This is a genomic window from Streptomyces sp. NPDC057474, from assembly GCF_042802555.1.
Lineage (GTDB): Bacteria > Actinomycetota > Actinomycetes > Streptomycetales > Streptomycetaceae > Streptomyces.
Genome location: NZ_JBHVDX010000039.1, coordinates 1 through 12,503, shown reverse-complemented (window position 1 = coordinate 12,503; position 12,503 = coordinate 1). Strand labels below are relative to the sequence as shown.

Sequence of the window (12,503 nt, the reverse complement as noted above, 5' to 3'; positions counted from 1 at the left end):
GGGGAGGACGGCGTCAGGCCTCCGCGGGGAGGACGGCGTCAGGCCTCCGCGGGGAGGACGGCGTCAGGCCTCCGCGGGGAGGACGGCGTCAGGCCTCCGCGGGGAGGACGGCGTCAGGCCGGTGCGGGGAGGACGGCGTCAGGCCGGTGCGGGGAGGACGGCGTCAGGCCAGGGCGGGGAGGACGGGGTCAGGCCTCCGCGAAGCGGTCGCGCAGTTCCCGCTTGAGGATCTTCCCGCTCGCGTTGCGCGGCAGTTCGTCCACGAAAAGGATCTTCTTCGGTGCCTTGAAGTGGGGGAGCTTCTCGCGGGCATGGGCGATGAGTTCGTCCTCCGTGGCCTCTCCCCGGGATACGACGACCGCCGTGACGGCTTCGATCCAGTGGTCGTCGGGCAGGCCGATCACCGCGACCTCGGCGACCCGGTCATGGGTGTAGAGCGCGTCCTCGACCTGGCGGGACGCGATCAGGACGCCGCCGGAGTTGATGACGTCCTTCACGCGGTCGACGACGGTGAAGAACCCGTGGGCGTCGCGCACGGCGAGGTCCCCGGAGTGGAACCAGCCGTCGCGGAAGGCCTCGGCGGTCTCCGCCGGCTTCTCCCAGTAGCCCTCGCAGAGTTGCTGCGACTGGTAGACGATCTCGCCCGCAGTCCCGTCGGGCACCTCTTCACCCTCCTCGTCGACGACCCTGGCCTCGACGAACATGACGGGGCGTCCGCAGGAGTCCATACGGCCCTTGTGCTCGTACGGGCCGAGGACCATCGACAGCGGACCGATCTCGCTCTGCCCGAAGCAGTTGTGGAAGGCGAGCTTGGGCAGGCGCTCCTTGAGCCGTTCGAGGACGGGCACCGGCATGATCGACGCCCCGTAGTAGGCCTTGCGCAGTCCGCTGAGGTCGCGGGTGTCGAAGTCGGGGCGGTTGGAGAGGGCGATCCACACCGTGGGCGGGGCGAAGAAGCTGTCGGCGCGGCCCTCCTCCACGAGGTCGAGGATCCGGTCGCCGTCGGGTGCGTCGAGGATCGTGTTCGTGGCTCCGACCGCGAGATACGGCACCAGGAAGACATGCATCTGCGCGGAGTGGTACAGCGGCAGGGAGTGCACGGGCAGGTCGCCCGCCTGGAGGTCCAGGGCGGCGATCGCGCTGAGGTACTCGTGCACCAGCGCGCGGTGCGTCATCATCGCGCCCTTGGGGAGCGCGGTGGTGCCCGAGGTGTACAGGAGCTGGACGAGGTCCTCGGCGCGGGGCTCCTCGCCGTCGTACGGCTCGGTCCCCCCGAGTCGCGCGAGGAGCGAGTCGTCCGCGTCGCGCAGCGGCAGGGTGCGGGTGCCCTCGGGGAGGTTCCCGGCCAGGTCCGGGTCGGTGAGGACGAGCGTGCTGCCGGACTGGTCGAGGATGTAGGAGAGGTCGTCGCCGGTGAGGTTCTGGTTGACGGGTACGTGGACCAGGCCGGCGCGGGCGGCGGCCAGGAAGGCGATGAGGTAGGCGTCCGAGTTGTGGCCGTAGGCGGCGACCCGGTCGCCGGGTCGGAGTCCGGTGTCGCGCAGGGCGCGGGCCGCACGGGAGACCGCGTCGTCCAACTCGGCGTAGGTCCAGGACCGTTCGCCGTAGTGGATCGCGACGCGGGCGGGGGTCCTCCGGGCGCTGCGCCGCAACGTCCCGTCGACCGTCACACTGCGGCCAGCCGTCATGTTTCCCGCTCCTTCGTCCACGTTTCTGACGCGATCCTCGTTCCGTCGCGCGAGCGAGGTCAAGCGCACCACCCGCCTGACCGGAATCCGGCACACATGGCGGGAAGTCGCTCAACTTCGACCATCGAACGGCGAGTCACCTTGAGGGAGGATCCATCACCCGTATGGACTACGCAGACACGTGTCGACACGCTCAACCATCCCTTTCCTCAACGATGTTGGGAGCCAGCATGCGCACCCGCCTGAGACAGTTGGTGGTCTCGGCCGTCGCCCTGTTCACCGCCTCGGCCGTTCTGCCCTCCGCCACCGCCGCCGACGACACGCGGTCCTGGCGCCCGGCCGAGGGCGCGGCTACCCGGAGGTCTCGTCGGGTTCCAGCCACATTCAGGCGGTCGGCTGGGGCGGCGGCCGTTGCCCGGTGGCCCGCACTCTGCTGACGTACTCGCAGTCCTCCAACCCGAATTCACCGCACTACCTGGACCGGACGCGGCTGTTCTCGGCGGAGAAATGGGTGACGTCCCGTTTCTGCGAGAAGGACATCCTGTCCTCGCCGAAGCCGAAGGTGGTCCGTGTGAGCCAATGAGCTGAGGGATGTGGTGCCGCCACCTCTCGGGGCGGCACCATGCCGTTGGCAGAACCATGCCGTTGGCATGTCACCGCTTTCATGAGGAGGCCGCCCGGTGTCGCAGGACTCGTTACGTCCGGAGACGGATTCGACCGCCAAGATCGACACGACGGTGCCGCACTCGGCCCGTATCTGGAACTATTGGCTGGGCGGCAAGGACAACTACCCGGTCGACCACGCGGCGGGCGACGCCTTCCGCGCGGTGTTCCCGGGCATCACCGACCTGGCCCGCGACTCCCGGGCCTTCCTCGGCCGGGCGGTCACCTTCCTCGCCGCCGAGGCCGGCATACGTCAGTTCCTCGACATCGGCACCGGTCTGCCGACGGCCGACAACACGCACGAGATCGCCCAGCGGGTGGCCCCGGACGCGCGGGTCGTCTACGTGGACAACGACCCGCTGGTCCTGACCCACGCCCGGGCGCTGCTCACCAGCACGCCCGAGGGGGCGACCGACTACATCGACTCCGATCTGCACGACCCCGAGACCGTGCTGCGGGAGGCGGCCAGGACGCTGGATTTCTCCCAACCGGTCGGGCTGACCCTGATGCAGGTCAGCGGCCACACCGCCGACTACGACGAGGCCCGCTCCATCGTCGGCACCCTGATGGCAGCCCTGCCGTCGGGCAGCTACCTCGCGTTCAACGACAGCGTGGACACGAACGAGGCCAACGCCGAGGCCACCCGCGGCTACAACGAGAGCGGAGCGGTCCCCTACTACCTGCGCAGCCCGGCCCGACTGGCCGGTTTCTTCGAGGGCCTGGAGCTGCTGGAGCCGGGGGTGGTGCCGTTGAACGACTGGCGGCCTGCCCCGGCGGCGTCCGGTGGCGGCTCCGGCGAGGTCATCGCGGTGGGCGGGGTCGCGCGCAAACGGTGAGGCCCGCGCCGCCCGCGGTTGCGGGTGCCGGGATCCTCAGACGGTCCTCTCCCGGCCTTCCCAATACGGCTCCCGCAACCGCCGCTTGTAGAGCTTGCCGTTGGGATCGCGGGGCATCGCCTCGGTGAAGTCGACGCTCTTCGGGCGCTTGTAGCCGGCGAGCTGACGGGCGCAGTGGGCGAGGATCTCCTCGGCCAGCACCGGCCCCGGTGTGAATCCGGGGGCGGGCTCGACCACGGCCTTGACCTCCTCGCCCCAGTCGTCGTGCGGGATGCCGAAGGCCGCGGCGTCGGCGACGGCGGGGTGGGTGAGGAGGGCGGACTCGATCTCGGCGGGGTAGATGTTGACGCCGCCGGAGATGATGAGGTCGATCTTGCGGTCGCGGAGGAAAAGATAGCCGTCCTCGTCGATGAGGCCGAGGTCGCCCACGGTGAAGAAGTCGCCGATGCGGTTCTTCCGCGTCTTGCCCTCGTCCTTGTGGTACGAGAAGCCGCCGGTGCTCATCTTCATGTAGACGGTGCCGAGTTCACCCGGTGGCAGCCGGTTGCCGTCGTCGTCGAAGACCGCGAGTTCGCTGATGGGCCAGGCCCTGCCGACCGTGCCGGGCTTCTTCAGCCAGTCCTCGGCGGTCGCGAAGGCGCCGCCGCCCTCGCTGGCCGCGTAGTACTCCTCGACGCATTCGCCCCACCATTCGATCATGGCCCGTTTCACGTGGTCCGGGCAGGGCGCGGCCCCGTGGATGGCGTGCCGCATGGACGACACGTCGTAGCGGGCGCGCACCCCCTCGGGGAGGGCGAGGAGCCGGTGGAACTGGGTGGGCACCATGTGGGTGTGCGTACAGCGGTGGGCGTCGATGACGCGGAGCATCTCCTCCGGCGTCCACTTGTCCATCAGCACCAGCCGGTGCCCGATGTGCAGGGACGCGCCGGCGAACTGCAGGACGGCCGTGTGGTAGAGCGGCGAGCAGACCAGGTGGACGTTGCCGTCGAACGGCCTGACGCCGAAGATGCCGAGGAAGCCGCCGAGGTAGGACTCCTCGGGGAGCTTGCCGGGCAGCGGGCGGCGGATCCCGCGCGGGCGGCCGGTGGTGCCCGAGGTGTAGTTCATGACCCAGCCGAGGGTGCGGTCGCCGGGCGCCGACTCGGGCTGTCCGTCGAGGAGTTCGGCGTACGGTCGGAAGCCCTCGACCGTGCCGACCGCGTACCGCCGGCTCTCGGGGAGTTGGGCCTCGTCGGCGGCGTTCCGGGCGGCGTCGGCGAACCGCTCGTGCGCGATGAGCACCTTCGCGCCCGAGTCGGAGACGATCCAGGCGATCTCGGGACCCACGAGGTGGTGGTTGACGGGGACGAGGTAGAAACCGGCCTGGGCGGCGGCCAGGTACGCCGTGAAGAACTCGACGCTGTTGGCAAGGACGACCGCGAAGGCGTCACCGCGTTCGAGTCCGGCCGCACGCAGTCCGTGCACCAGGCGGTTGGTCTCGGCGTGCAGGCGTCCGGCGGTCCATTCCTCCCCGTCGGGGGCGATGAGGACCGTGCGGTCGGGGTCGGCGGTGGCCTGGGCCCAGAAGCCCTGGGGAGGTTGGCCTTGGGGGGCTCGGCCTTGCGGGGATTGGCCTCGGGGGGATTGGCCTTGGGGGGCTTGGCTCACTGTTCCTCGCTCCTTCCGGCGATCCGGTTGATGTGGTCCACGGCCTTCTCGAAGCCGCGGGTGAGGTCGTCGAACACGGCCTGGACGCTGCGTTCGCTGTTCATCCGGCCGACGATCTGTCCGACCGGGGTCCCGAGCAGCGGCTCCACCTCGTACTTCTGGATGCGGGAGACCGCCTCGGCGACGAGCAGCCCTTGGAGGGGCATGGGGAGAGTGCCGGGTCCGGCCGGGTCGTCCCAGGCGTCGGTCCATTCGGTACGGAGCTGGCGTGCGGGTTTGCCGGTGAGGGCGCGGGAGCGGACCGTGTCGCCGGAGCCGGCGGCGAGCAGCTTCTCGATCAGCCGGGGCGAGGTGAGTTCGGCCTCGGTGGTGGTCAGCCAGAGCGAACCGAGCCAGACGCCCTGGGCGCCGAGGGCGAGGGCGGCGGCCACCTGCTGTCCGCTGCCGATGCCGCCGGCGGCGAGGACCGGCAACGGGGCGACGGCGTCCACGACTTCGGGGGTCAGCACCATGGAGGCGATCTCGCCGGTGTGACCGCCGGCCTCGTAGCCCTGGGCCACGACGATGTCGATGCCCGCGTCGGCGTGCTTGCGGGCGTGGCGCGCGCTGCCGGCGAGCGCGGCGACGAGCACGTCCTGTTCGTGGGCGCGGTCGATGACGTCGGCGGGTGGAGAGCCGAGCGCGTTGGCCAGCAGCTTGATCGGGTAGTCGAAGGCCACGTCGAGCTGGTTGCGGGCGACCTGTTCCATCCAGCCGGTGATGCGCCAGCCGGAGGCCTCGCCCTCCGCGAGTTCGGGCACGCCGTAGTGGGCGAGGGTGTCCTTGACGAACTGCCGGTGCGACTCGGGGATCATCGCCTCGACGTCGGCCTCGGTGACGCCCTCCACCTTCTTGGCAGGCATCACGACGTCCAGGCCGTACGGCATGCCCTCGACGTGGGCCTCGATCCAGTCGAGGTCGCGCTTGAGGTCGTCGGGGGCCGTGTAGCGGACCGCGCCGAGCACCCCGAAGCCGCCGGCCCGGCTGATGGCCGCGGCGACGGCGGGGAACGGCGTGAAGCCGAACACGGCGTGCTGGACTCCGAGTCTGTTGCTCAGCTCCGTCTGCATGGTGCGCAGGATGCCGTAGTCCTTGGGACGAGGGAAGGGATTTTCTGATGCTCCGTCAGATTGGCGGGAGGGCACCTGCGGGGGTGGGTGCGTGGGGCTGTAGGGCGAGTGCGGGTTGTCGTTGGTGGGGCGCGCGGTTTCCCGCGTCACTGAGGGGGCGGATGCTTTACTTGGGTCGCCAGTGACGCGAGGTGGAGGTTTCTCCGTGAGCGAAGGTGCGAAGGATTCCCCGGTCGGGATGAGTCGTCCTCGGCTCGGCAGACGGGTGTTGGCGGCCGATGGTGGGCTCACCGTGCTGCCTGCCGTTCCCGCCGGACCGGTCGCCGCTTCCTCCGCCGGAGGTGATCGTCCGACCCTGCGTCACGGTTCTCCCGAGCGGGCCGGGCTGCTCGCCGAGCGTCTGGATCGGCTCGTCGCCGATGCCGAGGCGTTTCTCGGGGCCCTCCCCCAAGTACCCCTGGTACGCGGGGGTCGTATTGCTCGCCGGTCTGGGTGGGACCGTGGCGTTGCATCGGCCGATCGGGATGGCGGTGCGGTACTCGGCGTATGACGAGAAGACGGACACGGGAGTGGAGTTTCCGGCGGAACATCGGGTTCCGATGGCGGAGGACACCGTCTTCGATCTGGCCTCGGTGTCGAAGCTGTTCACGCGATCCTCGCGGTGCGGCAGATCGAGCGGGGTGCGCTGGAGCTGGAGGGCAGGTCGCCTCGTATCTGCCGGAGTTCGGGGCGGCGGGCAAGCAGGACATCACCGTGCGCCAACTGCTCACGCACACCTCGGGCTTCCGGGCCTGGATCCCGCTCTGCACGGAGCCGACGACGAGGGAAAGCTCCGGCACCGGGTCGCCGCGGAGCTGCCGGAGGCCCCCGGCCTCACCGTGCGCCGGCGGTACGCGACCGACCGGCTGTACGTCGGCGTGGTGTCCACGTCGACGGGCTTCGGGTCGAGGCGGACGGCAGGGCCCTCTTCGACGAGTCCCGGCCGACGGACGCGAGGCGGATCACTCCGGTGGGCTGGACGGCTGCCGCCGACTGACAAGCCGCGAGCGAGCGGCGGCCCTGCTGACCGCGGGCAATCAGCAGGGCACTTCCCCCGTGGAACGGTCCCCCTCCCCGCTCGCACCACCGATTCCAGCGCACGTCGCATTGTTTGGCAGGGGTGTTCCGGCGACCGGACAATGGCCGCCGTATCCGCCTACAGCAGGCTGTCCGTCCCGGGCTCCTCCAGGACCGCCATCGCCGCGTTGTGGCCGGGGACTCCGCTCACCCCGCCGCCGCGTACGGCGCCCGCTCCGCACAGCAGGACGTTGGCGTGGCGGGTCTCGACGCCCCAGCGGCCGGTGCCTTCCTGGGCGTAGGGCCAGGCGAGGTCGCGGTGGAAGATGTTGCCGCCGGGGAGGCCCAGGTCGCGTTCCAGGTCGAGGGGGGTCCTGGCCTCGAGGCAGGGACGGCCGTCGGCGTCGGTGGCCAGGCAGTCGGCGAGGGGTTCGGCGAGGTGCGCGTCCAGCTGGGCGAGGGTGGACTTGAGGAGTTCCTCGCGTACGGCGTCGTTGTCGGCCTCGAACAGCCGCGCGGGTGTGTGGATGCCGAACAGGGTGAGCGTCTGGTAGCCCTGATCGACCAGGTCCGGGCCGAGGATGGTCGGGTCGGTGAGGGAGTGGCAGTAGATCTCGGAGGGCGGGGCCTCGGGCAGCGCGCCGGAGGCGGCCTGTGCGTAGGCGACGGCCAGTTGGTCGTATCCCTCGGCGATGTGGAAGGTCCCGGAGAAGGCCTCGCGCGGGTCGACGGACTCGTCGCGGAGCCTCGGGAGCCGCTTGAGCAGCATGTTCACCTTGAGCTGGGCGCCCTCGGCGGGGGTGGGCGGTTCGTCGCCGGTCAGCGCGGCCAGTTCCTGCGGCGAGGCGTTCACCAGGACGTGCCGGGCGGCGACGGTGCCCTCCGTGTCGGCCGTCCGGTAGGTGATCTCGGCGGACCGACCGTCCGTCGCGATCCGGCGTGCCTCGTGGCCCGTGGCGATCACGGCACCCGCCGCGCGCGCGGCCTTGGCCAACGCGTCCGTGAGGGCTCCCATCCCGCCCACGGGCACGTCCCAGGCGCCCGTGCCGCCGCCGATCACGTGGTAGAGGAAGCAGCGGTTCTGGCGGAGGGAGGGGTCGTGGGCGTCCGCGAAGGTGCCGATGAGCGCGTCGGTGAGGACCACACCGCGTACGAGGTCGTCGCCGAAGGCCGATTCGACGGCCGCGCCGATCGGTTCCTCGAAGAGGACTCGCCACGCCTCCTCGTCGTCGATGCGGTGGCGCAGGTCGTCCCGGGTGGGCAGGGGCTCGGTGAGCGTCGGGAACACCCGTTCGGCGACACGGCCCGTCATCCCGTAGAAGCGTTGCCAGGCCTCGTACTCGCGACCCGAACCCGTCAGCTGGGCGAACGCCTCGCGGGTGCGGCGCTCGCCGCCGCCGACGAGCAGGCCTGTGGGGTGGCCGCCGCGTTCGACGGGCGTGTACGAGGAGATCGTGCGGCCGCGGACGCGGAAGTCGAGGTCCAGGTCCCGCACGATCTTCCGGGGCAGCAGGCTGACCAGGTAGGAGTACCGCGACAGCCGGGCGTCGACCCCGGCGAAGGGTCGCGTGGACACGGCGGCGCCGCCGGTGTGGTCCAGCCGTTCCAGCACGAGGACGGAACGCCCGGCGCGGGCGAGGTACGCGGCGGCGACCAGGCCGTTGTGGCCGCCGCCGACGATCACGGCGTCGTACGAGTCGTGCGGCCGGGGTCCGGCCGGGCGTCCGGGCTGAGCTGTGTGCGCGGGGGTGGCAGGCATGGCTCTTCGTAACACGCGATGATCGAGGTCGGCCAGGGGGGCGTGTCAGGTGGATCAATGCCGCCGGGGTGGCGTGCCGGGGCTCGGCGGCGCCCGCCGGGCGGTCTCGGCGTCCGGCCGGGGGGTCCCCACATCCGCCGCCGTTCACGTCCGCCGGTCTCCTACCTGGCGTCCGGCGGTGTAGCCGCCGCCATCCGCCGGTCTCAGTGCCCGCCCGTCGCCCGCCGCTGCCGTAACGCCGCCACTCGCCGGTACAGCTCGACCGCCTCCTGGCCCCGGCCGAGTTGCTCCAGGCAGTGGGCCTCGTCGTTGCGGCTGGCGAGGGCGTCGGGGTGGTCGGGGCCGAGGACGCGTTCACGGGCGTCGGCGACGCGGCGGTACTCGGTGAGGGCGTCGGCCCAGCGGCCGAGCCAGCCGAGGCCGACGGCGACCTCGCGGCGGCTGACGAGGGTGTCGGGGTGGTCCGGGCCGAGGACGCGCTCGCGCACGGCGCACACGTCGCGGGACTCGGCGAGGGCCTCCTCCCAGCGGCTGAGGCGGCCGAGGTTGACGCCGAGGCCGTGGCGGGCGCGCAGCGTCTCGGTGTGGGCGGGGCCGTGGACGCGAGTGCGGTCGTCGACCAGGGCGCGGTAGAGGGTCAGCGCGTCGGTGCTGCGGCCGAGCCGGCCGAGGCTGATCCCCACCTCGTGGCGGGCGGCGAGGGTGTCGGGGTGGTCGGGGCCGAGGGCCTGGGCGCGGGACTCGGCGACCTCCTGGTAGGTCTGCAGCGCCTCGGGCCAGCGGCTCAACTGGCCCAGCGCATACGCGACTTCGTACTGCGTGACGAGGGTGTCCGGGTGGTTGGCGCCGAGCACACGGATGCGGGCGGCGGCGACCTCGCTCGCCATGCGGTACGCGTCCTCCAGCCGGCCGAGCCTGCTGAGGTTGAAGGCGAGGTTGTGGCGGCAGCGCAGGGTGTCCGGGTGGTCGGGTCCGGCGATGCGTTCGCGGGCGGCGAGGACGGACATGTACGCCTGGTGGGCTTCGAAGTGGCGGCCCAACTGACCCAGTACGTACGCCATTTCCTGCCGGGCGGCGAGGGTGTCGTGGTGCTCGGGGCCGAGAACGTGCTCGCGGGCGCGGGCGACGTGGGCGAACTCCCGCAGCGCGTCGGCGGGGCGGCCGGTGCGGCTGAGGGTGAAGCCGACCTCGTAGCGGCTGGACAGGGTGTCGGGGTGGTCGGGGCCGAGGGTGTGTTCGCGTTCGGCGGCGACCGCGCGGTGCACCTCGCCGGCCTCCGTCCAGCGGCCGAGGCGGCCCAGGCTCAGACCCGCGTTGTGCCGCCCGGCCAGGGTGGTGATCAACTCCGGTGACGGGGTGGGCCGTTCGGAGCGGACGGGTCGCTCGACACGGCCGGTGGCGGGGCGGGCGATCCACTCTCCGGTGAGCCCGGCGGAGGCGTCCGGCGGGGTGAGGCTCAGTCCGGCTCCGGTGGCCTTGTGGCCGGTGGTCATGCCACGGGTCCAGGAGGGCAGCCGGGGTTCGCGCGACGGCGGCTGCTCGGGGCGCGTCCAGAGCCTGTGCGTGCCGGGAGCAGCCTCGGGCGCGACAGGGGGCGAGACGACGGTCGGTACATGGACGCGGGCCGGTGCCGCAGCCGTCGCCGCCCGCCCCTCGCCGACCCTGCGGCCCAACTCGCCGGCGTCGTGCGGTCGTTCCTCCGGCTCCTTGGCCAGCAGGTCGAGGATGATCCGGTCGAGGTACTCGGGCAGCTCGTCGCGGTGGCTGCGCGGGGGCCTCGGCGCGGTGTCGCGGTGGCCCATGAGGACCGCCCAGGCGTCGTCGAGGTCGAACGGCGGTACCCCGGTGGCGATCTCGTAGAGCACACAGCCGAAGGAGTAGAGGTCGCTGCGCTGGTCGACCTGGTCGCCGCTGATCTGTTCCGGCGACATGTAGTGCGGGGTGCCCATCGCGATGCCGGTACCGGTGAGGCGGGAGGTGAAGGTGACGTCGCGGCCGAGGCGGGCGATGCCGAAGTCGCAGATCTTCACGGTGCCGTCGCTGAGCAGCATGATGTTCGCGGGCTTCAGGTCACGGTGCACAATGCCCTGTTGATGGGTGTAGGCGAGGGCGGCGGCCACCTGGTCGGCGATCTCGACGACCGCGGGGACGGCCAGCGGATGGTGTTTGTTGTCCTCCAGGAGCTGGCTGAGGTTGCGGCCCTCCAACAACTCCATGACCAGGAACAGCACCCCGTCGGACTCACCGAAGTCGTGGACGACGGTCACCCCCCGATGCTGGAGGGCGGCCGCGACGCGCGCCTCGCGCCGGAACCGTTCCCGCAGGACATGGGTGAAGGACTGGTCGGGCTGGGTGTTGATGGGCTTGAGACACTTGACCGCGACCTGCCGCCCCAGCGACTCGTCTCTCGCGCGCCAGACCTCGCCCATCCCCCCGCGCCCGATCAGATCGAGCAGCCGGTACCGGCCCTGGATCAGTCTGGTGTCCGCCATCGCCAACGATCGCCCCCGTCCGTACGGACCCGCCCTCCCCTGGCCCGTCCAGTATGGCGACCTATCTCCTGACTTTGTACGGTGCCGGGCGGGAGCCGGGGCCGAGCCGTGACATGGCGCGGAGGATGTGTTTGGACGGGAGTTGCCAGCGCAGACGTGCGGGAACACAGCGCAACAGGGTGCCGGTGAGCCGTAGGTGGCGGGTGACCACGGCCGGTGCGGGGCCCGGCCTGCCGTACAACTCGTGGGCGTACGGCGGCAGAGAGGCGTACGCCAGGTTCGCCGCGCGCCGCCACAGTGCTTCACGTGCCGGTACGAGCAACGGGTGGATGGGCGGCCGGCGCAGGAAGTCGTCGACATCCCGTGCCTCGGGTCCGGCGGCCAGCTCGGGCCGCACATTCTCGAAGTAGGCCGCCAGCTCTGCCCGGTTCCCGGGTACGTCGTCCGGGTCGATGCCCACCAGGCGGGCGCTGACGCGGTGTTCGCCGACGTAGCGATCGGCGGCGGCTTCGGTGAGGGGGTAGCCGGAGCGGCGCAGGATGTGGAGATAGGAGTCGATCTCGGCGCAGTGCACCCACAGCAGCAGTTCGGGTTCGTCGACGCCGTACCGCTCCCCCGTGTCCGGGTCGGTCGCCGAGAGCAGGCCGTGGATCTTCCGCACACGGGCGCCCGCCTTCTCGGCGGCCTCCGTGGTGCCGTACGTCGTCGTGCCGACGAAGTTCGCCGTCCGCATCAGCCGGCCCCAGGCGTCGTTGCGGAAGTCCGAGTTCTGCGTGAGGCCGCGCACCGCGCGGGGGTGCAAAGCCTGCAGGTACAGCGCGCGGATGCCGGCGATCCACATCGCGGGGTCGCCATGGGCCTGCCACGTCACGGAGGTGGGCCCGCTGTGACCGGGCTCGCTAGTGTGATGCGCCAGAAATCCTGATGGTTAGTAAGTACCCTGTTGTCATGACGCATTCGGGGCCTTCTGCTGTGGCGATCACGTTGTCCGAGGCCGAGCGTGCCGAGTTGGTGCGCCGGACAGAGGTGCCGCACCGGCGCTCGGCTGAGAAGGCCCGCATCATCCTGGCGTGCGCTGACGGCATGTCAAACGCGGCTGTGGCGCGGGTCGTGGGTGTGCAGGCCAAGACGGTGGGCAAGTGGCGTCGGGCTTTCGCGGCGGAGCGGATGGCCGGGCTTGAGGACGCCGGCTGGATCGGCCGGCCGAAGGCCGACCTGATCCTCGACGAGTCTGAGCGCGGGCAGTTGACGCA

At 71.3% G+C, this 12,503-nt stretch carries 8 protein-coding genes and 2 pseudogenes; 4 read left to right on the top strand and 6 right to left on the bottom strand.

From position 1 onward, the window contains the following. Positions 1-188: 188 nt before the first annotated feature. Positions 189-1,688, bottom strand: a complete 1,500-nt coding sequence (locus tag ACFU53_RS14225) for an acyl-CoA synthetase (protein WP_383990737.1) — start codon at positions 1,686-1,688, stop codon at positions 189-191. A 329-nt stretch (positions 1,689-2,017) separates the two neighbouring features. On the opposite strand from ACFU53_RS14225, the pseudogene ACFU53_RS14220 reads away from it, so the two are divergent. Both ACFU53_RS14220 and ACFU53_RS14215 read left to right on the top strand, forming a co-directional pair. Next, positions 2,018-2,271, top strand: a pseudogene (locus ACFU53_RS14220) (penicillin acylase family protein); the annotation flags it as partial. A 97-nt stretch (positions 2,272-2,368) separates the two neighbouring features. Continuing rightward, positions 2,369-3,187 carry an SAM-dependent methyltransferase gene (locus ACFU53_RS14215; protein WP_383990734.1) on the top strand — a complete coding sequence of 273 codons (819 nt, stop codon included), beginning with the start codon at positions 2,369-2,371 and terminating at the stop codon, positions 3,185-3,187. 36 nt (positions 3,188-3,223) lie between these two features. Here the strand turns inward: ACFU53_RS14215 and ACFU53_RS14210 are convergent, their stop codons facing one another. Together ACFU53_RS14210 and ACFU53_RS14205 are read right to left on the bottom strand one after the other, a co-directional pair. Next, positions 3,224-4,834, bottom strand: a complete 1,611-nt coding sequence (locus tag ACFU53_RS14210) for an acyl-CoA synthetase (RefSeq protein WP_383990731.1) — start codon at positions 4,832-4,834, stop codon at positions 3,224-3,226. After that, entirely contained in the window at positions 4,831-5,943 is a 1,113-nt protein-coding gene (locus ACFU53_RS14205; RefSeq protein ID WP_383990728.1) for an NAD(P)H-dependent flavin oxidoreductase, read from the bottom strand. The genes ACFU53_RS14210 and ACFU53_RS14205 overlap by 4 nt, the downstream gene beginning before the upstream one ends. Positions 5,944-6,181: 238 nt before the next feature. On the opposite strand from ACFU53_RS14205, the pseudogene ACFU53_RS14200 reads away from it, so the two are divergent. Next, a pseudogene (locus ACFU53_RS14200) lies at positions 6,182-6,771 on the top strand (serine hydrolase domain-containing protein); the annotation flags it as partial. A 367-nt stretch (positions 6,772-7,138) separates the two neighbouring features. On the opposite strand, the gene ACFU53_RS14195 reads toward ACFU53_RS14200, so the two are convergent. From ACFU53_RS14195 to ACFU53_RS14185, 3 genes are all read right to left on the bottom strand, one after another. Further along, positions 7,139-8,758 (bottom strand): phytoene desaturase family protein, encoded by a 1,620-nt coding sequence (locus ACFU53_RS14195; protein WP_383990725.1) that lies wholly within the window; start codon positions 8,756-8,758, stop codon positions 7,139-7,141. 203 nt (positions 8,759-8,961) lie between these two features. Beyond that, positions 8,962-11,250 (bottom strand): tetratricopeptide repeat protein, encoded by a 2,289-nt coding sequence (locus ACFU53_RS14190; RefSeq protein ID WP_383990722.1) that lies wholly within the window; start codon positions 11,248-11,250, stop codon positions 8,962-8,964. Between the two features lie 61 nt (positions 11,251-11,311). Continuing rightward, on the bottom strand, positions 11,312-12,091 hold the full coding sequence (locus ACFU53_RS14185) for an oxygenase MpaB family protein (protein ID WP_383990843.1): 780 nt from the start codon (positions 12,089-12,091) through the stop codon (positions 11,312-11,314). A 107-nt stretch (positions 12,092-12,198) separates the two neighbouring features. On the opposite strand from ACFU53_RS14185, the gene ACFU53_RS14180 reads away from it, so the two are divergent. Next, on the top strand, positions 12,199-12,503 hold a 305-nt coding region (locus tag ACFU53_RS14180; protein WP_383990719.1), incomplete at its 3' end, for a transposase.